Raw genomic sequence first — 25020 nt, forward strand, 5'->3', positions numbered from 1 at the left:
ATGATTAAAAACTCATTATATCTGTTACTAATAGCTGTATTATTTAGTGCGTGCAGTACTACCAAGTACCTTGCGCCGGGTGAAAAATTATATACCGGGCACAAGGTAAAAGTTGAAGCTCCTGAAAAGGGAAAAGAACTGGAAGCCGATTTAAAAGGGTTACTTCGCCCAAAACCTAACTCGAAAATATTAGGATTACGTTTTAAGCTTTGGGTGTACTATAAAACCCGTACTACCAAAACCAAGGGCTTCAAGCATTGGCTGAATACCAAATTTGGCGAGCCGCCTGTACTCGTAAGCGCTGTAGACCTTGAAAAGAACAGTGATATATTACAAAACCGCCTGCAAAATAAAGGCTACTTCCAGGCGCTGGTAAGTGGAGATACAATTGGCAAAGAGAAAACCGCCCGTGCCGAATATACTGCGGTTACAGGTCCGGCTTACAAAATCCGTAATGTAACCTTCCCTACAGGTACCGATAACCTGGACACTGCTATTGCCGGCACGCGCGATAAAACGTTGTTGAAACCGGGTGATAATTATGATCTGGATGTCATTAAAGCTGAACGTTTACGTATTGATGCAAGGCTTAAAGAAAAGGGCTTTTTCTATTTCGCGCCCGAAGATATCATCGCACGGGTAGACAGTACCATTGCCGGGCACCAAGTTGATATTGCCGTAGCGGTAAAACCTGAAACCGGCGACCGTGATCGCCGCATATATACCATCAACAAAATATACGTTTACCCGGCTTATTCGCTGCGCGATACCTCACTGCATTTAGATCGGGCGGAGCCATACCGCTGGTATAATGTGGTTGATCGTCCGAAGAAGACTATTCGTCCATTTGCGTTTAAGAATACGGTATTGCTTCATCCGGGTGAAGTGTACAACCGTACCAGCCATAACAACTCGCTTAACCGCTTTGTAAATTTAGGGCCGTACAAGTTTGTGAAGAACAGGTTTGAGGATGTGTCAGCCGATTCGTCGAAGCTGGATGTGTATTATTTCCTTACTCCTTATCAAAAAAAATCGATACAGGTGGAAGTGCTTGGACGTACCACATCGGCCAACTTTAACGGTACGCAGGTGAGCATTAACTGGCGTCACCGCAATGCCTTTAAAGGTGCCGAATTGTTGCGTGTTACCGCTTTTGGAAGTACTGACGTACAGATATCCGGTCAGAACGGCGGTTATAATGTTTACCAGTTAGGTGGCGAAATGAACCTCACCTGGCCGCGTTTTATTTCACCTTGGGATTTTAAATCAGACAACGCCTTTATCCCGCATACTAATTTAACACTAGGTTATACCCTGGTGAACCGTACCAAGCTGTACACATTAAACTCGTTTCATGGTTCGTTTGGGTACGATTGGAAAGAGAATATCCATAAAAATCATGAGTTGAATTTACTGCGTGTAACTTTCGTTGATCCGGCAAATGTCACTAAAGAATATACTGATAGCATTAATTCAACTAAAAACCCTGCATTACAACACGTTATAGACAGGCAGTTTACATTTGGCCCCACATATAGTTATACTTATACCAATACTACTGAAGAATACCGCACCAACACAATGTTTTACAATGGGCGCATAGGAACTTCAGCTGTAATAGCAGGTTTAATTACCGGTGCGGATACTCTTGCACTTAAAATTCCCACGATATTCGGTACGCCATTTAATCAATACGTAAAACTCGAAAATGATTTTCGCTTTTACCACAAAACAGGTGTTAACAGCAGCATTGCAACCCGGTTGATGGTTGGCGTAGGTATTCCATTTGGTAACTCCACGGTAATGCCATATAGCGAACAGTTCTTTATTGGCGGTAGCAACAGCTTAAGAGGCTTTAGGGCAAGATCAATTGGTCCTGGTACATTTTACGCTGGCAGTAACAGTGATGGTGTAGGTTTCCTGCCCGATCAGGCCGGTGATATCCGCATAGAAGGAAATATTGAATGGCGTCCAAAGCTATTTAGTATAGTACGCGGTGCCGTGTTTGTTGATGCCGGTAATATCTGGTTGATGCGTGGTAACGGCGCGCAACCTGGAGCTGCCTTTGGTAAAGATTTTTACAAGGAATTTGCTGTTGATGCCGGCGTTGGTTTGCGTTTCGACGTAACTGTTCTGGTGCTGCGTACCGACTTTGGCTTCCCGATACGTAAACCATGGCTGCCTGAAGGACAGCGGTGGGTGCTAAACCAGATAGATTTTAGCAGCAGCAGATGGCGCAGCGAAAACCTGATATTCAACCTGGCTATCGGTTATCCGTTTTAGGGTAGAGATCAGTGATTGGCGAATAGAAATTAGAAAGCTTCCTTCGGGAAGCTTTTTTTGCATTTAGACAGATTCAAAATCCGAAATCGAACATGCGAATTCCGAAATCAAAACTACCTTTGCGCCCATGCAAACTACCATTCCGTTGCAAATGATTGACCTGCATGATGACGGCGTACATCCATTAATAGATATCAGGCTATTCGGCAAAAAATTTAAACTTGTATTGGATACAGGCGCTTCACGTACCGCGCTTGATAAGGAGCTGCTTACTCAGGCAAATGCTGAAGCACTAATTTCGGCAACTGACAGACTTTCAACCGGACTTGGAACCAACAGCATGGAGTCATTTACTATGATGATAGATGATATGCGCATCGGACGGCTTAAGGTGGAGCTATTTGAAGCCGCTGTATTGGATTTGTCAACTATCAACATCGCTTATGAACAGCTTAATCATCCGCAGGTGCTGGGTGTTTTAGGCGGTGATGTATTGATGAAATACCAAGCGGTGATAGATTATGGTAAACGAAAGCTGAAGTTGAAGTATTAAGAAGTAAAAGAAAATCTCAAAATAAAAGAAAGAGCCTTTCAAAATGGAAGGCTCTTTCTTTTATCATAAATCCGAAATCAAAATCCAGATTCGAAATCAAACTTACGCGTCTATCTTAGCGTATTTTGCGTTCTTCTCTATAAAATCACGGCGTGGTGCAACCTCATCACCCATCAGCATACTGAAGGTATGGTCGCACTCGGCAGCGTTTTCAATGCTTACCTGTTTAAGCGTACGGGTAGCAGGATTCATGGTGGTTTCCCAAAGCTGCTCGGCGTTCATCTCACCCAAACCTTTGTAACGCTGTACGTGTACACTGTCTTCCTTACCGGCACCTTTAAGTTTTTGAATGGCTACATCACGCTGCTCATCATTCCAGCAATATTCAAACTCTTTTCCTTTTTTAACCAGGTACAGTGGTGGCGAAGCGATATACACATAACCAAATTCAACCAGTTCTTTCATGTAACGGAAGAAGAAGGTTAATATCAGCGTGGTAATGTGTGAACCGTCAACGTCGGCATCCGTCATGATCACGATCTTGTGGTAACGCAGCTTGGTAAGGTTAAGCGCCTTATCATCTTCCGGAGTACCAATGCTTACGCCAAGGGCGGTAAACATATTCTTGATCTCCTCGTTCTCGTAGATCTTGTGCTCCATAGCTTTCTCTACGTTAAGGATTTTACCCCTTAACGGCAGGATAGCTTGTGTATCGCGGTTTCGGCCCTGTTTAGCAGTACCACCTGCCGAGTCACCTTCCACCAGGTATATTTCGCAAAGTGCAGGGTCGCTGTTGGCACAATCGGCCAGTTTACCCGGTAAGCCAGAGCCTCCCATTACGTTTTTACGCTGCACCATTTCGCGGGCTTTACGCGCGGCGGCACGGGCGGTAGCGGCCAATATCACCTTGTTCACTATCATGCGCGCCTCTTTCGGGTTTTCCTCCAGATAGTTGCTCAATATTTCGCCAACGGCAACGTTAACCGCGCCGCTTACCTCGCTGTTGCCCAGTTTGGTTTTTGTTTGACCTTCAAACTGAGGTTCGGCTACTTTAACCGAAATTACAGCCGTTAAACCCTCGCGGAAGTCATCGCCGGTAATTTCAACCTTAACGTTTTTAAGCAGGCCTGATTTATCTGCATAAGCCTTAAGTGTACGGGTTAAGCCCATACGGAAACCTGCCACGTGTGTACCACCCTCAATAGTATTAATGTTGTTTACATACGAGTGCACATTTTCCGAATAGCTGTCGTTGTATTGTAAAGCCAACTCAACAGGTATGCCTTGTTTCATGCCCTCTACATAAATAGGCTCGGGGATGATAGGTGTACGGGTGCCATCCAAAAACTTTACAAATTCTTTTAACCCACCTTCTGAGAAAAACTCTTCAGAAAGTAAGTTACCATCCGGTCCAACCTCGCGCTCGTCGGTAAGCGTTAAGCGTATGCCTTTGTTCAAAAACGCAAGCTCACGCAAACGTGCGGCAAGCGTGTCGTATTTATATTCAGTAGTAGTAGTAAATATTTCAGGGTCGGGCTGAAAAGTTTGGATGGTTCCTGTTAAATTAGATTCGCCAATTTCCTTTACTTCAAATAGCGGTTTACCGCGTTCATACTCCTGGGTAAATATCTTTCCTTCGCGGTGTACAACAGTTTTTACGTGGGTTGACAGCGCGTTAACGCAACTTACGCCCACACCGTGCAAACCGCCTGATACTTTGTAAGTATCTTTATCGAACTTACCACCGGCGTGCAGCACGGTCATTACAATTTCAAGAGCCGATTTGCCTTCTTTTTTATTAATGCCTGTTGGGATACCACGGCCATTATCTTTAACGGTGATGGAATTGCCTTTGTGTATGGTTACATTTATATCGGTACAATATCCGGCAAGGGCTTCGTCTATAGAGTTGTCTACAACTTCATATACAAGATGGTGCAACCCTTTAACCCCCGTGTCACCTATATACATCGAAGGGCGCTTGCGCACCGCTTCCAAACCTTCTAAAACCTGTATATTATCTGCCGAATAATTGGATCTGTCCTGATTTTCTTCGCTCATAAGTAATTAATACAATAACCTTCAAAAATACACAAAATATGCGGAATTGCCGCATTGTTGATAAGTAATGACACTGTGGAAACAACTGCCGAAAATGATTAGGATACTTATTGTTAAAGTTTATATTTGTGAAATTTTTTTTAATAAGGACGATGATACAAAGAGCATCTTTTTTCACAAAATTTACACTGGGTACCGCTGCTTCGGCTCTGTTGCTTGCCGGCGTAATCACTTCATGTAACCAAAACAAAACTGCTGATAAACCAGCTGCTGCAACAACTGCAACCCCTGCTGCGGCACCTGAAAAGGCAGAGATAGTATATATTAACCAGGATACTTTGCTGGCTAAATATGATTATGTTAAAGATATGAGCGACCGTCTGCAAAAGAAAGGTCGTTCGGCACAAAGCGATGTTGAATCGCGCAGGCAGGCATTTCAGCGTGAAGTGGCTGAATATCAAAAAAACGCGCAAACTTTAAGCGCCGAACAACGTGCACCTATCGAGCAGCGTTTACAGCGTAAAGGACAGGAACTGCAAGGTTATGAGCAAAATGCTACCGCTCAGTTCCAGAATGAATCGGGCAGCGAGAACGAGAAGCTTTTTAACAAAATAACCGAATATCTTAAAAAATACGCAAAGGATAAAGGCTACAAACTGGTGTTAAGCTACTCGCGCACCAACCCAACAGTATTATATGGCGACGCAAGTTTAGATGTAACTGCTGATGTGGTTAAGAACCTGAACGAAGAGTACAAAAAAGACAAAAAATAATGTGAGGATTTGCTGATGTGCAAATATGCAGATGAAATTTAGCCCTGGTAATAATCAGGGCTTTTTTGTTGAAATCGGGCTCAACTCAAAATTACTATCTTTGTAAAATGATTGTTAAATCTGCCGACTTCATTTGCAGCAATACGCAAATTTCAAAGCTCCCGCCCCCGGTACTGCCCGAATATGCTTTTATAGGCCGGTCAAACGTCGGCAAGTCGTCACTCATCAATATGCTCACCGGTAAAAAGGGCTTGGCTAAAACCTCGCAAACGCCGGGTAAAACGCAGCTTATCAATCATTTTTTAATAAATGAAAACTGGTATCTGGTTGATCTACCCGGTTATGGTTATGCGCGTATTTCAAAAAGTAAAAAAGAAGACTGGGATAAGTTTATCCGGACCTACCTCGACAAGCGAGAAAGCCTGCAATGTGTGATGGTACTAATTGATAGCCGTCTCGAACCGCAAAAGATTGACCTTGCGTTTTGTAATTGGCTGGGTGAAAAAGGCCTGTCGTTTGTGCTGGTTTTCACCAAAGCTGATAAACAATCGGCGTTAAAAACCGAGCAGAACGTTGCCAAATTCAGAAAAGCGCTGCTGAAAACTTTTGAAGAGGCTCCGCAGATGTTCATCACCTCATCAGAAACGCAAACCGGCCGCGATGAAGTGCTGGGTTTTATTGATGAAGTGAACAAAGGATTTGAGGTGCCGGAGTATAAAGGGATATGAGATGTGTAATGAGGCGAAAAATTATTCCATACAATTCGAAGTTAAAAGAGTTTGCACGCAAATTAAGGAATGATAGCACGTTGGGGGAGATACTTCTTTGGAAAGAACTCAATAATAAACAGTTCTATGGTTATGATTTTCAACGTCAAAAGCCTTTGCTGGAATTCATTGCGGATTTTTATTGTAACGAACTATCCCTTGTTATCGAAATTGATGGTGATTATCATAATCATGAAGAAGCATTTAAATTAGACATTGAGCGTGTGGTTAAATTAAAAGAATGGGGATTAAACATTCTTAGATTTACTGAGAACGAGGTGCGAAAAGATATGACCAACGTATTACGCGGCATTGAAGGGTACATTTTGGATTATCAAAAAAACGACTGAATTTTGCAATTCAAATGTTCCCCTCTTGAGAGGGGGTGCATAAACTTAAATTAACTACTGACATTAATGGGGTGTGTTTTGTCAGTAAAAGAAAATTCATTAACACACCCCTGCCCCTCTCAAGAGGGGAGCTTTAAAATATGAAAAAATATTTCTCTCTCGTAACATTCTCACATACCATATTCGCCATGCCGTTTGCCTTTATCGGCTTCTTTTTGGCGGTTACTACCACCCATCACAGGTTTGAGTGGCCAAAGCTGCTAATGATGGTGTTGTGTATGGTTTTCGCGCGGAACTCGGCGATGGCGTTTAACCGCTACCTCGACCGGGATATCGACGCGAAGAACCCCCGCACCAAACAGCGCGATATACCTGCCGGGCGTATCAGTGCACGTAATGCGTTGGTATTTACTATTACCAACTGCCTGTTGTTTGTTGCTACCACTTGGTTTATCAATCCGCTGTGCTTTTATTTGTCGCCTGTGGCGTTACTGGTGGTTTTAGGTTACAGCGCTACCAAGCGGTTTACTGCGCTTTGCCATATGGTGTTGGGCTTGGGCTTGTCACTTGCACCTATAGGCGCTTATCTTGTAGTAACCGGTGAGTTTGCACTTACACCCATCTTTTTCTCGCTATCGGTATTGTGTTGGGTGAGCGGCTTCGATATCATTTATGCCCTGCAGGACGAGGACTTCGACCGCGACCAGAAATTACATTCTATTCCTGCTTATTTAGGGAAAGTGCGGGCGTTGAACCTGTCGACACTATTGCACGTATTTTCATCTATATTTATTGTAATGCCGGTATTTGTCACCCATGTAGGTGTGCTTTATTATGTAGGCATTCTGTTTTTCTGCGCTATGCTGATCTATCAGCACCTGCTGGTAAAACCTACTGATTTGAGCCGAGTAAACTTTGCTTTCATGACGACAAACGGCATTGCCAGCGTGGTATTCGCTGTGTTGTTTTTGCTTGATAGGGCCACTTTGTAATTGCGATTGGCCGATACCGCATTGTAACTAAGTTTTCAATATTCGTAATTTATTAATCTGAAATTCCGGTTCAGACAAAATTTGGACAATTCTAAAATCATCCGCACATTAGCACATCTGCATATTTGCACATCCAACCATGATACACAAAAAAACACGAACATACATCCCTGCTGATCTTGATATCAAATGGGAGAACCTTGAGCCGATATATCGCGAACTGCTGGACAGGCCTATTAATTCAGTTGCTGAGTTAGAGCAATGGTTGCACGACCGCAGCGAACTCGAGGCTGCATTAGAAGAAGATTTTGCATGGCGCTATATCCGTATGACATGCGATACCAACAGCGAAGAACTGCTGCAAAAATTCCAGTATTTCGCTACTGAAATCGAGCCTAAAACTGCACAGTATAGTAATGAACTGAATAAAAAACTGGTTGACAGCGAGTATGTTGATCAGTTGGACAGTCATAAATATTTTGTTTACCTGCGTGGTATTAAAAAGGCACTTGAGCTTTTTAGAGAAGAAAATATACCGTTGCAAACGGAGATTCAGGTTGAGCAGCAAAAATATCAGCAGATCACCGGCTCAATGTCGGTACACATTGGCGATAAGGAGTTTACCCTTGAACAGGCCGGGGCCTTGTTAAAAGACACCGACCGCAGCAAACGGCAGGAAGCCTGGGAAAAGATCACCGCCCGTCGTTTACAAGACAGGGAAAAGCTGGATGAACTGTTCAATCACCTGCGTTCGCTACGCCATAAAGTGGCATTAAATGCCGGTTTTGAAAACTTCCGCGATTATATGTTCCAGGCGCTCGGACGGTTTGATTACACACCCCAGGATTGCTATGCTTTCCACGCTGCTATTGAAACGGAAATAGTTCCTATCCTGCATGAGCAGGCCGAGAAACGTCGGGAAGCTTTGAGTTTAGAAGTGCTTAAGCCTTGGGATACTGATGTGGATATCACAGGCAAAGCGCCGCTTAAACCGTTTAAAAACGGCGACGATTTGATTGAGAAATCTATTCAATGCTTTAGTAACATCAACCGTTATCTGGGAGAGAGATTAGAGATTATGAAAGATAATGGTCTGTTTGATGTAGAAAGCCGTAAAGGCAAAGCGCCGGGTGGTTACAACTATCCGCTATCTGAAACCGGCGCTCCGTTCATTTTCATGAACTCGGCAAATACCTTCCGCGACCTTACCACTATGGTGCACGAGGGAGGCCATGCGGTTCATACTTTTTTAACCGCTGATCTTGAACTGAATGACTTTAAGCACTGCCCAAGCGAAGTTGCCGAGCTGGCATCCATGTCGATGGAGCTGATATCAATGGACAACTGGAACGTGTATTTTGATAATGAGGAAGACCTGCAACGCGCCAAACGTGACCAGTTGTTCGATGTACTGAAAACGCTGCCATGGGTAGCGGTAGTAGACCAATTTCAGCATTGGATATATACCAACCCAGACCATACCGCTGAAGAGCGCCGTGAGGCCTGGAAGCAAATATACGAGCCATTCGGCGCGGGCTTTGTTGATTGGAGCGAACACCCTGATGCTGAAGCTAACCTGTGGCAAAAGCAACTGCATATTTTTGAGGTGCCGTTCTATTATATTGAATACGGCATGGCACAACTTGGCGCTATTGCTGTTTGGAAGAATTACAAAGAAAATCCCGAAAAAGGCTTACAGCAATATCTCGAGGCACTCAAACTTGGCTATACCAAAACCATAAAGGAGATTTATGAAACCGCTGGGATCAGGTTTGATTTCAGCGCGGCGTATGTAAAGGAACTGGCGGATTTTATTAAGGCGGAGATAGATAAGCTTAATTAATTGCTTATTAAACAGAGGTGTAATTTATCTTGAGTGCCTATATTAGGTGCTCAATTATGCCTTTTTTATCATGAGAAAAACCCTGTGTGCCTTGCTGTTAGCAGTAGTACTGCAGCCTGTATTTGCCCAAACTAAATTAGCGCCCGAAACACCCGCGCAAAAACAAAAGCGTATGGCTTGGTGGCAGCACGACCGCTTTGGCATGTTTATCCATTGGGGTTTATATGCTTTGCCGGCCCGGAACGAGTGGGTTAAGCATAACGAAAAGATCAACGACAGTACCTATCAGGTGTATTTTGACATGTTCGATCCCGACCTGTATGATGCTAAGCGCTGGGCTCTAAAAGCAAAACAGGCAGGTATGAAATATGCCGTACTAACTACAAAGCATCACGACGGTTTTTGCTTGTTCGACAGTAAATACACCGATTATAAAGCAACCAATACTGCTGCAAAGCGTGATTTGGTACGTGAGTTTGTCGACGCCTTCAGGGCGCAAGGTATTAAGATCGGCTTCTACTATTCGTTGTTAGACTGGCATCATCCTGACTTTACAATCGACAGGATACATCCGCAAGCGCCTAAAGATGCTACCGATGCCGATTATGCCCGGCTTAACAAGGGGCGTGACATGGCCAGGTACCGTCAGTACATGCGTAACCAGATAACCGAATTGCTTACCAATTATGGCAAGATTGATATTTTATGGCTTGACTTCTCATATCCGGATAAAAACGGCAAAGGCCGTGACGACTGGCGTTCTGTTGAACTGTTAAAGCTGATTAAGAAACTGCAGCCTGGAATTATACTGGATAACCGCCTTGATATTAATGACCTGCCCGGAGGCGCCGATTTTGAAACACCGGAACAGGTTGGCCCTGAAGAATTAATGAAATACCGAGGCAAGCCGTTTGAAACTTGCCAGACATTCTCTGGATCGTGGGGATACTACCGGGATGAAACTACCTGGAAAACTCAAAGGCAATTGCTTGACCTTTTAATAACAAGTACAGCCAATGGCGGTAACCTGATACTGAATGTCGGCCCAACCGCACGCGGCGAGTTCGACTATCGCGCTAATAACGCACTTGACAGCATTGCTCATTGGATGCATGCTAACAGCAAATCCATTTATGGCTGCACATACGCCCCGGCTGAGTTCAAAGCGCCTGATGGCACAAGGTTAACTTATAACCCTGTTACCAGGCGGCTGTATGTACATTTGTTGGACTATCCTGATAAGAAGATAAAACTATCAGGCTTTCAGGGCAAAGTAAGATACGCGCAGTTTCTGCATGATGATTCAGAGTTGATTATGCATAAAAATGACAACGATATCACTTTAGATCTGTCTAAAACAAAGCCACCTTATGTTGTACCGGTAATCGAATTAGTAATGAACTGATTTTGTATGCTAATTGATACAATTTAACTTTATTTAACAGAAATTGTGAAGTAAATTAACCCTTATTGGCATGGTTATGGCAATACCATGCTTATGAAAAAGACAATTGCAACCATATTCAGCGTTATAGCTGTCACAATATCGGCTTATGCCCAGGAGCTTAAGCCTGTTAAGATAGATAACCAGGTAAGCGTGAACTTACCGGCAGATTATCAGTTAAAAGACACCTTAGGTCAAAAAATATTTTCTGCCAATGGCAATTTGGGCTACATGGTAGTAATTAAAGCCGCTAACCCGAATACCAAGCCGCTTAAAAAAGAAAAAGACCTGAATAAGGTTTTTAAAGAATATATAAGCAAGGTACAAGGTCAGTCGGACGGCAGTGTGCTAAATCAGCGCGATACTACTATTGGAAACCTTAAGGCTACCGTTTTCGGACTTGAAACAAATGATGCTAACGGCCCTCAAATTCGTGACTTTGCGGTAATTTACACCCAGGATGCTACTTATACTTTTGAGTACCTGTATCCAACAAGCAGGAAAGATCTGATTAAGGATGAGCACAATGCTTTCTTTAGCTCGATAAATACCTCACCACAGCTACAGCGTACCGATCAGTACACTAATACTGCATCAGAAGGGATATCAGTTGGTAAGATAGCCATATGGGGTGGCGGCGCGCTTGTGCTATTAATGATCGGTTATTTTGTGTTCAGAAAGAAAACTGAGACAGCGATGTCTTAATAAATTGTATAGTTTATTGATTTGATGAAAGGCGGGTAGTTATGCTATCTGCCTTTCTTTTTAAAGAGCGCCGTATTCCACTTTTTAGCATGCAAAAACTTTTTGCTTTCAATCCAGCTTAACCAAACAACGGTTAGCAAAACGCCAATAGCCGAACCGGCTACTACATCCTCGAAAAAATGTTCGCTTAAATACATACGCGAATAGCCGGTAAGTATGGCTATGATGAGTAAAAGCAGATTTACAGGTTTTTTTCCTGAAAAATAGGCCAGCACTACTGCAGTAGAAAATACCGTAACCGAATGTCCTGAAGGAAAGCTGTGCAGTTTATAAATTTCTACACCCTCCACAAAATGTATTTCGCCTAATCGTGTAGCAAAATAAAGCTGCGGTCGGGGAGCATCAAAAAAGTGTTTTAGTATCTGTGCGAAAATAGAAGTGACCGCATAGCTGCTTACAAGCAAAAAAGCCTTGCGGTAACTAAAAAAACACAATAGTATCACTGCTATGGCAATAGTAAGCAGTCCGTCGCCAAAATAAGTGGCGTATTTGAAAAAGAAATCGGCAAAGCCATGGTAATAGCGGTTTACAGCGAAGTAAATTTCTTCTTTTGTGTAGATAAGCTTTACAACAAGGCAGGCGCATAAAAGCAGCAGGTACAGGATAAAAAACAGGTTGATCCGTTTTAATACATCTTTTACCCCTATATTCATGTGGTGCAAATTAAGCATATACTTAAGCAATGCAAAAAAATGGTTATGTTTGGAGTTGATTGGCCTCAATAAAGAAATAAATGTCGAAGAACATCTTTCGTAGAAAATCTGTCGCAAAAATATTAGCCGACGTTGAATGCGGTTTCAGCGACGCCGAGCACCCGGGCACTGCGCAGGCCCATCTTACCAAAGCACTTAATGTAAAAGACCTTACCCTGATGGGTATTGCCGCCGTTGTAGGTGCGGGCATATTTTCAACTATAGGCGAAGCCGCTTTTCAGGGCGGGCCGGGGGTAAGTATCTTATTTATCATTACAGCAGTAACCTGCGGATTTTCGGCGCTTTGCTACGCAGAATTTGCCTCGCGCATACCTGTGGCAGGCAGTGCCTACACTTATGCTTATGCCTCGTTTGGTGAACTGATTGCCTGGATAATTGGCTGGGATTTGCTTATGGAATACGCCATCGGTAATATAGCCGTAGCGATATCATGGAGCGAATACTTTGTAAACCTGCTGGAAGGGTTTCACATCAGTATGCCATCGTATCTTACTATGGATTATTACTCGGCGCTTACGGCGCACGAGCAGGTAGCAAACTTAACCGCTGCAGGCAACGTTGCTGAGATAACCGACCGTATGCGCCATGCCGCTATGGCATTTGAAACCGCACCAGGCGCAGGTAGCTTTAAATTGATAGCCAATATTCCGGCACTGGCTATTACGGTACTGATCACATGGCTGGTATATATTGGGATACGTGAAACAAAAAAGGCTACCAATGCTATGGTTTTGTTAAAGGTAGCCATTGTAATAGTGGTTATTTTATTAGGCTTTTTCTATGTTACACCGGCTAACTGGTCGCCATTTTTACCGAATGGGTTTGGCGGGGTAATGAAAGGTGTTTCGGGTGTATTTTTTGCTTATATAGGGTTTGATGCCATATCAACTACCGCCGAAGAGTGCAAGAATCCGCAAAAAGACCTGCCAAAAGGTATGATCTATTCTTTGCTGATCTGTACGGTATTATACGTGCTTATCGCCCTGGTGTTAACCGGTATGGTAAGCTATAAAGATTTGCAGGTTGGCGACCCACTGGCCTTCGTATTTGCCAAGGTAGGCCTAACCAAAATAAGCTATGTGATATCCATAAGCGCGGTAATAGCAACTGCAAGCGTACTGCTGATATTTCAGCTTGGCCAGCCGCGTATATGGATGAGCATGAGCCGAGACGGACTGTTACCAAAAGCCTTCTCCCGCATCCATCCTAAGTATAAAACGCCATCATTTGCAACCATTGTAACCGGTTTTGTGGTGGCTATACCGGCCTTGTTTTTGAATCTTACCGAGGTAACCAACCTTACCAGCATAGGTACCTTGTTTGCCTTTGTATTGGTTTGCGGAGGGGTATTATTACTGCCAAAAGAACAGGCGCAGCAGGGACGTTTTAAACTTCCTTATATCAACTCCCAATTCATTATGCCGGTACTGTTTTTGGCGGCTGTTATTGCGTTCTGGAAACCGATGCTGAATATGTTTACAGCTGATGATGTGCACCAGAAATTTCCGTATATGCTGTTTATTCTGTTGTCAACCTCGTTAACCGTGCTGTCGGTTATTAAAAAGCTGTCGCTGATACCGGTATTAGGTTTGCTAAGCTGTTTTTACCTGATGGCCGAACTGGAATATGAAAGCTGGATACGTTTTTTAATATGGCTGATTATAGGCCTTGTGATTTACTTCGGATACAGTTACCGTAATAGTGCGTTGGGAAAATCTGCTCAAAACGAGTAATAGCTTTAAATTGTTGATAATCGATGCTATCATAAGTGCATGTTAATAATTCTTTTTCATCACTTTCAAACAAAACATTACTTTTAGCGTCACGCTAAAGTTAGCCGTACGTGTGAAGATAATCTTATTGTCACATTGTCAGGCGGGTACTTGTGGCAAGCGTTTTGATTAATAATATTTGTATAACAAAAATTAAAGAAAGTAAAATCATGGCTTTAGAAATAACTGATGCAAACTTCGAAGAACTTGTATTAAAATCAGATAAACCAGTGTTAGTTGATTTTTGGGCAGAATGGTGCGGTCCTTGTCGCATGGTTGGCCCGGTGGTTGAAGAGTTGGCTAAAGAATATGACGGCAAGGCCGTAGTAGGTAAAGTAAATGTTGACTACAACCCAGGTATTTCAATGAAGTTTGGCATACGTAATATACCCGCATTGCTGTTCTTCAAAAACGGCGAAATAGTTGACAAACAAATTGGCGCAGTGCCAAAATCAATTTTAGCTAACAAGCTTAACGCGCAGGTATAATTAGTCCTGCTTGACGAAATAAAAAAGCGTTGCAATTTTTGCAGCGCTTTTTTTGTTATATATTAGTTTTCAATGCAGCTATCCGACGATCAGCATATACGGCAATTGGCAAACCTCGAACTGCTTGCACGACAGGTAGTGGAAGGGTTTATTACAGGCCTCCACCAAAGTCCTTTTCATGGCTTTTCGGCCGAGTTTGCCGAGCATCGCCTGTACAACAATGGCGAATCGGTAAAAAATATCGACTGGAAACTGATGGCCCGTACCGATAAGCTGTTTGTAAAGCAGTTTGAAGAAGAAACCAACCTACGTTGCTATCTACTGCTGGATACATCTTCGTCAATGAATTACCCGGAAAAGGGCATGAGTAAACTGCAATTCTCGGTATATGCTATTGCTTCGCTGATGTATCTGTTCAAAAAACAGCGTGATGCGTTCGGTTTATGCACTTTTTCCAATCAAGTGAATCTGCTTACACCCGCCCGCTCAACAAGTACACATTTGTTTTATCTGTTTGCCGAGCTTGAAAAAGCGTACAATAATGCCAAAGCCAACACTACTACCAATATAGCCGATGCCCTGCACTATATGGCGCTCGAGATACACAAACGCTCAATGGTGATCATCTTCAGCGATATGCTGGAAAATAACATGAGCGATGAAAAACTGCAGCAGCTTTTTGCCGCCATACAGCATCTTAAATTTAACAAGCATGAGGTGGTGATCTTTAATGTGAACGATAAAGCCAGTGAACTCGACTTTAATTTCGATAACCGCCCATATCATTTTATCGATATAGAAAGCGGCGACGAAGTAAAAGTACACCCGAACCGCATACGCGATACCTATCGTACCGCCCTGCAGCAGTACCGTCATCAGCTCGAACTAAAATGCGCGCAATATCATATCGACCTGGTTGATGCCAACATTAACGACGGTTACAACGAGATATTAAAAGCTTATCTGCTTAAAAGGAACAGGATGATTTAGTGATTGGATGATAGGGATGGAGTGTCTGTGCAGATTGAAAATACTTCACATAAACCGTGGTTTAACATATTTTTATCTTTTTTAAACAAATCCGTTAAAATTGCCTTAATCAATAATCACAGCTGATAATATTTTATTCTTATATATGAGACTGCCTATCGTAAGGAAACCCATCAGAGTAAACCCCGATTCTAAACGTGTTATAGCCCGCTTCTTTTTTAACGGGAATGACAGGGCAAAACAGGTAATACAACGTGTAATGGTTATAAGTGAAGACGCTGCCTTCGGTATAGTGTCTCCGTTACTGCAGGAGTATTCAAAAAGACACCGTAACATTACCCGTGTACTTAATCGTCACTGCAGCAAATTAAAACCACTTTTTGAGGAACTGGGTATTGATTTTGATACGCTTACCGTTTACCGTAAACTCCTGCTTGGTTCGTATTTTACACATGAGTATTCAATTGAGTCGGCGGCATTCTTCAACCCGTCGATAGTTGACGATCCGGATCAAACAGAACTTGAAGAAGGCGAACGCCGGGTGATCATGAGTTTTAGGGCAGTGGGCGAGGGCCACATATCATCCATTACCTTCCGCCGGGCACTTTTCGACAAGAATAACAATATCACCGTTTTGCCTGCCGGGAATTACATCGATGAGGCCGAGATCATCCGTAACGCGGTGTATAATAAAAGGCTGTTTTTTGAAAAAGCCATCGCCACACAGATAAACATTGATGTGCTGAAAGAGCTGGAATCAAAGCTCGATCACCATTTTGAATATTCTAACCTGCGCCGCATTATACTTGATTCGCAGAAATTGCAGGAGAGCGATGTGCTAAGGCTTGAATACGATAAAGTGCTTTGGCTGGCCGACTCGTATTACGAAATTGTGTTCTCGTTGGATACTGATATATCTGACAGGGTTATCTTCCCGATATCCGAATACGAACGAAAAGGTATTGAGGATGCCCGCTTTGTGAAGTTTATTGAAGAAGACGGTACGCCGGTTTATTATGCCACTTATACCGCTTACGATGGCGCGCTGATAATGCCAAAACTGCTGCAAACCACCGATTTTTATAACTTTCGTATTATGCCGCTTTATGGAGCAGGTGCGCAGAACAAAAATCTTGCGCTGTTCCCTAGAAAGATAAACGGCAAATATGCCATGATATCACGTATCGACGGGTGCAACAACTATATCATGTATTCGGATAAGATAAACATATGGGAAAAACCCGTGCTGTTGCAGGAACCGCGCTTTACCTGGGAGTTTATTCAGATAGGTAACTGCGGTTCGCCAATAGAAACAGAACATGGCTGGATTATGATAACCCACGGCGTAGGACCAATGCGCAGGTATGTTTTGGGCGCAAGCTTATTGAAGCTTGATGATCCGTCTGTTGAAATAGGCAGGTTAAAAGAGCCGCTAATTATCCCCAACAGCGACGAGCGTGAAGGTTATGTACCCAATGTAATTTACTCGTGCGGCGCTATAGTGAACAACAATAAGCTTATCATCCCTTACGGCTTGTCTGACTATTCAACATCATTTGTAGAAGTTGGCCTTGACGACCTGATAAACAAGCTGAAGGAAGACGGAATATAACAATCGCATTACATGTACCGTGATATATTTGCAATAAGCCGTGCTAACATGCAGGGCTTTTGTAAATATGGATAACTACATCATTCCGGCTAAAACGCGCATTGGGCATGTTCATTTAAAAGTGAGCGACCTACAGCGTGCGCTCGATTTTTATTGCAGCCTGCTTGGCTTTCAGTTGATGCAGACCTACGACGACCAGGCCGCGTTTATCTCCGCAGGCGGTTATCATCACCACATTGGTTTGAACACCTGGTACAGCAAGGGTGGCCCACCGGCCGCTGAAAATGCAGCCGGATTGTTTCACACAGCAATCCTTTACCCCGAGCGCAAAGATCTGGCAGTGGCGCTAAAGCGATTGATTGCCGCCAAATACCCTATCACGGGAGCGTCTGATCATGGTGTGTCTGAAGCTATCTACCTTGACGACCCCGATCACAATGGCGTTGAACTATACTGGGACAGGCCACGCGAACAATGGCCGCTGAATGCGCAAGGGCAGGTTGATATGTACACCCGCCGTCTGGATATTGAAGGGTTATTGGCTGAAGTTGATGAGGAACAGTAAGGTTCATGCCGAGTTTATTTCGGCATCTCATATGTAAAGCAATGATGAGGCGCTTACTTCAACTCCTTAATCATAATATTCCTGAAAGCCACTTTGCCGCCATGCGCCTGTAATGCTATGCGCCCTTTTTTAGCCGATCCATAATCCGGCACGTCTTTCCATTTGCCTTCGGTTTTCTTTTTGATCCATTCGGATGTCCAGGCGTCAAACTGCAAAATCTTTTCGGCATTAAGCCAATGCTCAACATGCCCCTTGTTAAAAACAATACGGCTGGTGTTCCACTCACCGGCAGGTTTTAATTGTTTTTTATCATCGGGCAGATGCATGGCATAGTCGGCACCGGCTTTTTGCCATGGCTCCAGTGTGCCGGGCCAGCCTGTCTCATCTATTAACTGGTACTCGGGGCCGGTTAAAAAAGTGTAAGGATATTTCGCATCTTCAACAACATGGTACATAACACCACTGTTGCTGCCCTTGCCAATGCGCCAGTCCCACATCAGCTCAAAATTTTCATATTCTTTATCGGTAACAATGTCACCGGTTACATCCTCATAGGGCGTTTCAATGCATTCCAGTACGCCGTCTTTTGCAACCCAGTTCTTTATTTCCCCGGATTTATTATAGGCATGCCATCCCTTAAGCGTTTTGCCGTCAAAAAGGCTTGTCCAGCCTACATTTTGTTGCTCCTTTATATGTGAAGCAAGGCATATAACAGCAATAGCGATCAGGATGGTAAAGGTCAGTCTGATCTTCATAATATAGTAAATTGGTAACAACAAAGTTGATTAATTATTTGCATGTTGACAACAACTGTTCAGCTACTTTCGCACATTAACCCTATCTTTACCGCCTTAACTGTGATATGAACAAAACTGTAACGCCCTATCGCGACGAGCAGGCTACCAAAAAGCAGCAGGTGGCCGATATGTTTAACAACATTTCAAAAACCTACGATTTTCTGAACCACTTTATGTCGCTGGGTATTGATATTATCTGGCGGAAAAAGGCAATAGGCGAACTTAAACAGGATAAACCAAAACTGATACTGGACGTGGCTACCGGTACGGGCGATTTCGCTTTCGAGGCCTTATCCATACTTAAGCCTGAAAAGATTATTGGGGTAGATATATCACAGGGGATGCTTGACATCGCCAAACAAAAAATAGCTAAACGCGGACTTGGTGATAAGTTTGAAATAAAACTGGGTGATTCGGAAGGCTTGCCTTTTACCAGCAATGAGTTTGACGCGGTGACAGTAGCTTACGGCGTGCGCAATTTTGAAAACCTTGAAGCTGGTTTGGCTGATATTTTTCGTGTGCTTAAGCCAGGTGGTAAAGCGGTTGTGCTTGAATTTTCAAAGCCGAAGGCGTTCCCTATAAAACAATTGTACAACTTTTACTTTTCATATATAACACCCGGCATTGGTAAGCTTTTTTCAAAAGATTCAAGGGCATATTCATACCTGCCTGAGTCGGTAGCGGCCTTTCCGGATGGAAAAAGTTTTACCGCGCTGATGGACAAAATTGGGTTTAAGCATACCAAAAGCAGGCCTTTGGCGTTTGGTATTTGTTCAATTTACACCGGTGTAAAATAAATGAGATACGTTTACCTGCTGTTTATTGCTGTGTTTGGTTTTGCAGGGACAAGCTATGCCCAGCGCGTACCGGCATGGGGCGGAGGTGCCGATTTAACCGACTTCAGCTTTGGCTTTACGTTCAGTTATGTGCAAAGCTATTTAAAAATAAACAAGCAATTTTACTGGGAAGATCCTTTTATTGACCCTCAGTCGGGCCTGCCTGTTACTCCAGGCCTTACAAGCATCAGTTCGCCCGACGCACCCGGATTTGCGGTTGGATTACTAGCACGCTATACTTTAACATCGCATCTTGAGGCAAGGATTACTCCCTCAATTGTTTTTGCCGACCGTAAGCTGATCTACACCTACAATGACGACACTATGGTAGAAAAGCAGGTGAACAATACCATGATTGATATGCCGCTGCTGTTAAAACTTAAGTCGGACAGGTTGGGCGATTTCAGAGGATATCTTATCGGCGGCGCCAAGCTGTCGGGAGCCGTAGGGCGCAAAACTACCGATGCCGAAAAAGGCCTTTTAGACAAGATGGTAAAAAACAAACGCATGTATGCGTCGTATGAAGTCGGCATAGGCTGCGATATTTATTTTGAGTTCTTCAAAATGTCACCCGAATTAAAAATATCAAACAGCTTTGGCGATATTCTGGTAAAGGAAAATCATCCTTACTCGGCGCCGCTTAGCGGACTTGCGTTGCATACGCTGCAATTCAGCCTGTATTTCGAATAACATCGTTACCAAAAACCGACAGAAAGTACATCCCAAAAACATAACTTCGCTGCCTTAGTTATTATAACTATGGCAAAAATTGCATTAATAACAGGCGCTACGGCAGGCATTGGTGAGGCCTGCGCCTACGTGTTTGCCCGCGAAGGGTACGATTTGATACTTACCGGCCGCCGGCTCGACAGGCTTGAGGGTGTGGCATCAGCTATAAACCAGCAGTATAATGTTGAAGTAGCTGTATCACAGTTTGATGTGCGCGACAGACAAGCAGTTGCTGAAACCCTTGAAGCATTGCCTTCAGACTGGAAACAGGTAGATGTATTGGTAAACAACGCGGGGCTAAGTCAGGGCCTTGACCCAATACAGAATGGCAGCCTCGACGATTGGGAAACCATGATCGATACCAATATTAAAGGCCTATTGTATGTAAGCCGCATTGTTTCCGGCTGGATGATAAAAAATGGTTACGGGCACATCATTAATCTTGGTTCGATAGCCGGGAAAGAAGTTTATCCTAACGGTAACGTGTATTGCGCCACCAAGCACGCTGTTGACGCGCTCAACCAGGGTATGCGTCTGGATCTGCTTCAGTATAGCATCCGTGTTACGGGCGTACATCCGGGAGCTGTGGAAACCGAATTTAGCGAAGTGAGATTCAAAGGTGATAAAGAGCGTGCCAAAAAAGTGTATGAAGGTTTCGAGCCGTTAGTAGCGCAGGACATTGCCGAAACCATATGGTTCGCGGCATCGCGCCCGGCGCATGTAAACATTAACGACATAGTAGTGATGCCAACTGCGCAGGCAACAGCGACGAATATATTTAGAAAAAGTTGATTTGCAGATGTGCAGATCAAGCACAAACCAGATTCGAAATTGAAATTCGAAATCCGAAATAAAAATTTGCAGTTTTGTGCCGGGTTTTTAAATCCGAAATTGAACATTCGAAATCCGAAATAAAAAATGTCATTATCAACACAAATAGACCAGGATATTAAACAAGCCATGCTGGCAAAGCAAGCCGACAGGCTGAGAGGCTTAAGGGCTATCAAATCAGCTTTGCTGCTTGCAAAGACTGAAAAGGGCGCTGCCGAAGAAGTTACCGAAGAAGCCGAAATAAAAGTATTGCAAAAGCTGGTAAAGCAGCGTAAAGAGTCGGCTGATATTTATAAGGCACAAAACCGTGAAGACCTGTACGAGATAGAAGTGGCCGAAATGGAAGTTATTGAAGGCTATTTACCAAAGCAAATGGAACGTGCCGAACTGGAAGCATATATTCAGGCTGTCATTACAAAAGTTGGTGCAACATCGGTAAAAGATATGGGCAAGGTTATGGGAACTGCCAATAAAGAACTTGCAGGCAAGGCCGATGGCAAAACTATATCAGAAGTAGTAAAACAGCTTTTGGGCTAAATATTGTTAATGGTATTGCAAGTAAACGGCAATAAACTATTTTTACAGCATATAATATCCGGCAGTAAACAAAGCCGACATAAATTTTTAACTGATTTGCAGCATAATATGAAATTCGCACTTAAACAGGAAAAGGGTTTTAGTTATATTGATGAGGGCGAGGGTGATGTATTGCTGCTGCTTCACGGCCTTATGGGCGCGCTTAGTAATTGGGAGCAGGTGATAGAGGAGTTTAAAGACCGCTATCGCATAATTATACCTATGCTGCCCATTTACGATCTGCCTTTACTTACTACAGGTGTAAAAAGCCTTAGCAAGTTTGTGCATAAGTTTGTAAAGTATAAAGAGCTGAAAAACATCACCGTATTAGGCAATTCGCTTGGCGGGCACGTGGCGCTGATTTATGTATTATCGCATCCTGAGTACGTTAAAGCGTTAGTACTTACAGGCAGCTCCGGTTTATATGAAAATGCTTTTGGTGGTAGCTTTCCACGCCGCGAGAGTTATGATTTTGTGAAGGAAAAAGTAGAATATACTTTTTACGATCCGGCGGTAGCTACAAAAGAACTGGTTGATGATGTTTTTCAAACAATTAACGACCGTAACCGTGTTATACGAATACTGGCTATGGCAAAATCGGCTATCAGGCATAACATGGCAAAGGATCTGCATAAGATAACCATACCGGTAGGACTGATATGGGGACGTAACGATAAGATCACGCCTCCTGAGGTTGCCGAGGAGTTTAATCAACTGCTGCCCGATTCGGAATTGCACTGGATTGATAAATGCGGTCATGCCGCCATGATGGAGCAGCCGGTTGAGTTTAATAAGCTGCTTAACCTGTTTTTAGAAAAAATAAAAAAATAGCATGTTAGCGATAGAAATGGTTGCCGATACAATTCCCCCGGTTCATACCTCTGATACTATACAGAGGGTGATGGACAGGATGGCTGAGTTTCGTGTAAGCCATTTGCCTATTGTTAACGAAGAGCAATTTCTGGGCCTTTTATCAGAAGACGACCTGATTGAAGAGCCGGATTATGATACGCAAATTGGTGCCCTGGCTTTATCACTGGTTAATCCTTACGTTTTAGAAGAGCAGCATATTTACGATGTTATCCGCCTGTTTTATGAACAGCGGCTTAGCGTAGTGCCTGTACTTGATATCAAAAACCGCTATCTGGGCATGATATCCATCAATACGATGAACGAGTACTTTGCCGAGCTAACTTCGGTAGCTACGCCGGGTGGTATTATTGTGCTCGAAATTAGCAACCGCAACAATTCACTTGCGCACATGGCGCAGATTGTTGAATCGGACAACGCGCAGATACTTAGTTCGTACGTTCGTACCTTCCCTGATTCAACCCGGATGGAGGTCACCCTGAAAGTGAATAAACAAGACATATCATCAATAGCGGCAACCTTTGTACGTTATAATTATGATATAAAAGCAACCTTTAACCATAACAGCCGTGATAATTCAATGGACAGGTATGATTCGCTGATGAATTACCTGAATATGTAAACTGTATATATGAGGATAGCGATTTACGGGCGGCAGTTTAACGACCAGGAAGCACTTCCTTTTATACAGCAGATATTTGACACCCTGGCGCAGCATAATGTCGATATATATGTGCACAGCAAACTTCACCAGTATCTGCAGGACAAAATACAACAGGTAACTTATAGTGAGCTGAAAGAAGATCAACCAATAAAAGATTTCATTGATATTTTCTTCACCCTTGGCGGCGATGGTACCTTGCTGGATACGGTAACTCTTATTCGTGATACTAATATTCCTGTAATAGGTATCAACTTTGGCAGGCTTGGCTTTTTAGCCAGTATTAATAAAACGGATATTGCCGCGGCTATTTACGCGGTAGTGAACCACCAATTTACACTCGACTGCCGCACACTGTTAAGCATCGAATCAGAAGCGAAGATATTTGGCGACGAAAATTTTGCGCTTAACGAAGTAACCATTCATAAGCGCGACGATTCGGCCATGATTACCACACATGCGTTTCTTGACGGCGATTTCCTGAATTCTTATTGGAGCGATGGCGTGATTGTGTCAACTGCTACAGGCTCAACCGCTTATTCGTTAAGTTGTGGTGGCCCGATCATCTTTCCTCAATCAAATAGCATAGCGGTTACTCCTATATCGCCGCATAATTTGAATGTGCGTCCTGTGGTTCTGCCCGACAGTTGCCGGCTAAGTTTTGAGGTTGAATGCCGCAGTGCCAACTACCTGGTATCGGCCGATTCGCGTACAGTGGTGCTCGACCGCACAGTGCGTTTCAACGTACAAAAAGCTGATTTTAAATTAAACCTTATCCGCCTGAATAATGAAAGCTATCTCTCAACGTTAAGACATAAACTGTTGTGGGGGCTTGATACCCGTAATTATTAATTTGAGCGGATGCTGAAACGTTTACTTACCATACTATTTATTTTTCTTACTGCATTTGCGCATGCCCAAACCTGGGAGATAGGCGGTGGTGTAGGCGGCGCAGGTTACATGGGCGATCTTAACCAGCATAACCCGTTACAAATAAGCGGTGTTTCGCTCACTGGCTTTCTTAAATACAATTTTAATGGGTATTTGTCGGTAAAAGGGGCGTTAAATTACGCCAAAATTGGTGCTGCCGACAGTACTTCAAACAATGCGTACCATCGTCAGCGTAACCTTGATTTTCATAACACAATTAAAGAAGCGAGTATAACCGGTGAGTTTAACTTTATGCACTACATACCTGATGCAGGCAAAAATAAGTTCACGCCGTTTGTGTTTGTTGGTTTTGGTGTTACACCGCACGCGCCAAGAACAAAGTTAAACGACAGTGAAATTGGCTTGCGTAAGTTACGAACTGAAGGGCAGGAAAAACAATACCCCAACTACATTATGGCTATCCCATTTGGTGCAGGCATAAAATATAATATAGGCGGTAAATTTAATTTGATTGGTGATCTGGGTTATCGTTATACCAGTACCGATTACCTTGATGATGTAAGCGGCTGGTATGCTGATCCCGCTACTTTACAAAGTGATCTGGCACGTCGACTGGCCGACCGCTCGCCTGGTCAAACAGCTACGCCTAAGACGCAACGTGGCAACTTCAGAACACCCGATATGTACCTGATGTTTAATATTTCCATTTCGTACACCTTTGTAACTGAAAAGTGCTATTACGAAAGATAATTTTGTATATTTACTAATTGTAAAATTTTATTCTGTATTTATACAACAATTTGTATTTTAATGTCGTTATAGCTTATATAACTAAACATTAACCTTAATACTTATTGT

At 43.3% G+C, this 25020-nt stretch carries 25 protein-coding genes; 22 read left to right on the forward strand and 3 right to left on the reverse strand.

What is annotated here, in order from left to right; translation table 11 throughout:
* Both tamL and EOD41_RS15690 read left to right on the forward strand, forming a co-directional pair.
* A complete protein-coding gene (gene tamL / locus EOD41_RS15685; protein ID WP_127706632.1) occupies positions 1-2283 on the forward strand; it encodes a translocation and assembly module lipoprotein TamL in 2283 nt (760 codons plus the stop codon).
* Between the two features lie 127 nt (positions 2284-2410).
* A complete protein-coding gene (locus EOD41_RS15690; RefSeq protein ID WP_127706634.1) occupies positions 2411-2836 on the forward strand; it encodes a retropepsin-like aspartic protease in 426 nt (141 codons plus the stop codon).
* A gap of 102 nt (positions 2837-2938) precedes the next feature.
* Here the strand turns inward: EOD41_RS15690 and gyrB are convergent, their stop codons facing one another.
* On the reverse strand, positions 2939-4897 hold the full coding sequence (gene gyrB, locus EOD41_RS15695; protein ID WP_127706636.1) for a DNA topoisomerase (ATP-hydrolyzing) subunit B: 1959 nt from the start codon (positions 4895-4897) through the stop codon (positions 2939-2941).
* A gap of 152 nt (positions 4898-5049) precedes the next feature.
* Here gyrB and EOD41_RS15700 point away from each other — a divergent pair, with 152 nt between their 5' ends.
* The 7 genes from EOD41_RS15700 (at position 5050) to EOD41_RS15730 (ending at position 11771) form a co-directional block, all read left to right on the forward strand.
* Positions 5050-5670 carry an OmpH family outer membrane protein gene (locus EOD41_RS15700; RefSeq protein WP_127706638.1) on the forward strand — a complete coding sequence of 207 codons (621 nt, stop codon included), beginning with the start codon at positions 5050-5052 and terminating at the stop codon, positions 5668-5670.
* Positions 5671-5777: 107 nt separating this feature from the next.
* A complete protein-coding gene (gene yihA, locus EOD41_RS15705; protein WP_127706640.1) occupies positions 5778-6398 on the forward strand; it encodes a ribosome biogenesis GTP-binding protein YihA/YsxC in 621 nt (206 codons plus the stop codon).
* Positions 6395-6787, forward strand: coding sequence for an endonuclease domain-containing protein (locus tag EOD41_RS15710; protein ID WP_240663442.1), 393 nt, complete (start codon positions 6395-6397; stop codon positions 6785-6787). Before yihA ends, EOD41_RS15710 begins: the two co-directional genes overlap by 4 nt.
* A gap of 140 nt (positions 6788-6927) precedes the next feature.
* Complete coding sequence (locus tag EOD41_RS15715) at positions 6928-7779, forward strand: UbiA-like polyprenyltransferase (RefSeq protein WP_127706642.1); 852 nt, start codon at positions 6928-6930, stop codon at positions 7777-7779.
* 139 nt (positions 7780-7918) lie between these two features.
* Entirely contained in the window at positions 7919-9622 is a 1704-nt protein-coding gene (locus EOD41_RS15720; protein ID WP_127706644.1) for a M3 family oligoendopeptidase, read from the forward strand.
* A 70-nt stretch (positions 9623-9692) separates the two neighbouring features.
* Positions 9693-11027 carry an alpha-L-fucosidase gene (locus EOD41_RS15725; protein WP_127706646.1) on the forward strand — a complete coding sequence of 445 codons (1335 nt, stop codon included), beginning with the start codon at positions 9693-9695 and terminating at the stop codon, positions 11025-11027.
* Positions 11028-11120: 93 nt separating this feature from the next.
* Positions 11121-11771: a hypothetical protein gene (locus tag EOD41_RS15730; RefSeq protein WP_127706648.1), complete on the forward strand. Its 651-nt coding sequence runs from the start codon at positions 11121-11123 to the stop codon at positions 11769-11771.
* 44 nt (positions 11772-11815) lie between these two features.
* On the opposite strand, the gene EOD41_RS15735 is transcribed toward EOD41_RS15730, so the two are convergent.
* Positions 11816-12484, reverse strand: coding sequence for a phosphatase PAP2 family protein (locus EOD41_RS15735; RefSeq protein WP_164849952.1), 669 nt, complete (start codon positions 12482-12484; stop codon positions 11816-11818).
* 80 nt (positions 12485-12564) lie between these two features.
* Between EOD41_RS15735 and EOD41_RS15740 the strand changes: the two genes are divergently transcribed.
* The 5 genes from EOD41_RS15740 (at position 12565) to EOD41_RS15760 (ending at position 17971) form a co-directional block, all read left to right on the forward strand.
* Positions 12565-14277, forward strand: a complete 1713-nt coding sequence (locus EOD41_RS15740; RefSeq protein ID WP_127706652.1) for an amino acid permease — start codon at positions 12565-12567, stop codon at positions 14275-14277.
* Positions 14278-14486: 209 nt separating this feature from the next.
* Positions 14487-14804, forward strand: coding sequence for a thioredoxin (trxA, locus tag EOD41_RS15745; RefSeq protein ID WP_127706654.1), 318 nt, complete (start codon positions 14487-14489; stop codon positions 14802-14804).
* Between the two features lie 72 nt (positions 14805-14876).
* A complete protein-coding gene (locus EOD41_RS15750) occupies positions 14877-15794 on the forward strand; it encodes a DUF58 domain-containing protein (protein WP_127706656.1) in 918 nt (305 codons plus the stop codon).
* A gap of 145 nt (positions 15795-15939) precedes the next feature.
* Positions 15940-17406, forward strand: coding sequence for a glycoside hydrolase family 130 protein (locus tag EOD41_RS15755; protein ID WP_127706658.1), 1467 nt, complete (start codon positions 15940-15942; stop codon positions 17404-17406).
* A gap of 67 nt (positions 17407-17473) precedes the next feature.
* Positions 17474-17971 (forward strand): VOC family protein, encoded by a 498-nt coding sequence (locus tag EOD41_RS15760; protein WP_127706660.1) that lies wholly within the window; start codon positions 17474-17476, stop codon positions 17969-17971.
* A 53-nt stretch (positions 17972-18024) separates the two neighbouring features.
* On the opposite strand, the gene EOD41_RS15765 is transcribed toward EOD41_RS15760, so the two are convergent.
* Positions 18025-18726 carry a 3-keto-disaccharide hydrolase gene (locus tag EOD41_RS15765; protein ID WP_127706662.1) on the reverse strand — a complete coding sequence of 234 codons (702 nt, stop codon included), beginning with the start codon at positions 18724-18726 and terminating at the stop codon, positions 18025-18027.
* A 107-nt stretch (positions 18727-18833) separates the two neighbouring features.
* Here EOD41_RS15765 and ubiE point away from each other — a divergent pair, with 107 nt between their 5' ends.
* The 8 genes from ubiE (at position 18834) to porG (ending at position 24912) form a co-directional block, all read left to right on the forward strand.
* Entirely contained in the window at positions 18834-19565 is a 732-nt protein-coding gene (ubiE, locus tag EOD41_RS15770; protein ID WP_127706664.1) for a bifunctional demethylmenaquinone methyltransferase/2-methoxy-6-polyprenyl-1,4-benzoquinol methylase UbiE, read from the forward strand.
* Positions 19566-20294, forward strand: a complete 729-nt coding sequence (gene porT / locus EOD41_RS15775; RefSeq protein ID WP_127706666.1) for a type IX secretion/gliding motility protein PorT/SprT — start codon at positions 19566-19568, stop codon at positions 20292-20294.
* A 69-nt stretch (positions 20295-20363) separates the two neighbouring features.
* The gene (locus tag EOD41_RS15780; protein WP_127706668.1) at positions 20364-21125 is read left to right on the forward strand and encodes an SDR family oxidoreductase; all 762 of its coding nucleotides are present in this window, start codon (positions 20364-20366) and stop codon (positions 21123-21125) included.
* A gap of 126 nt (positions 21126-21251) precedes the next feature.
* On the forward strand, positions 21252-21701 hold the full coding sequence (locus EOD41_RS15785) for a GatB/YqeY domain-containing protein (RefSeq protein WP_127706670.1): 450 nt from the start codon (positions 21252-21254) through the stop codon (positions 21699-21701).
* A 108-nt stretch (positions 21702-21809) separates the two neighbouring features.
* Positions 21810-22571: an alpha/beta fold hydrolase gene (locus tag EOD41_RS15790; RefSeq protein WP_127706672.1), complete on the forward strand. Its 762-nt coding sequence runs from the start codon at positions 21810-21812 to the stop codon at positions 22569-22571.
* Between the two features lies 1 nt (position 22572).
* A complete protein-coding gene (locus EOD41_RS15795) occupies positions 22573-23232 on the forward strand; it encodes a CBS domain-containing protein (protein ID WP_127706674.1) in 660 nt (219 codons plus the stop codon).
* Positions 23233-23241: 9 nt separating this feature from the next.
* Positions 23242-24123 carry an NAD kinase gene (locus tag EOD41_RS15800; RefSeq protein WP_127706676.1) on the forward strand — a complete coding sequence of 294 codons (882 nt, stop codon included), beginning with the start codon at positions 23242-23244 and terminating at the stop codon, positions 24121-24123.
* Between the two features lie 9 nt (positions 24124-24132).
* The gene (gene porG / locus EOD41_RS15805; protein ID WP_127706678.1) at positions 24133-24912 is read left to right on the forward strand and encodes a type IX secretion system protein PorG; all 780 of its coding nucleotides are present in this window, start codon (positions 24133-24135) and stop codon (positions 24910-24912) included.
* Positions 24913-25020: the final 108 nt, after the last annotated feature.

It is taken from the genome of Mucilaginibacter limnophilus (assembly GCF_004005815.1).
GTDB lineage: Bacteria > Bacteroidota > Bacteroidia > Sphingobacteriales > Sphingobacteriaceae > Mucilaginibacter > Mucilaginibacter limnophilus.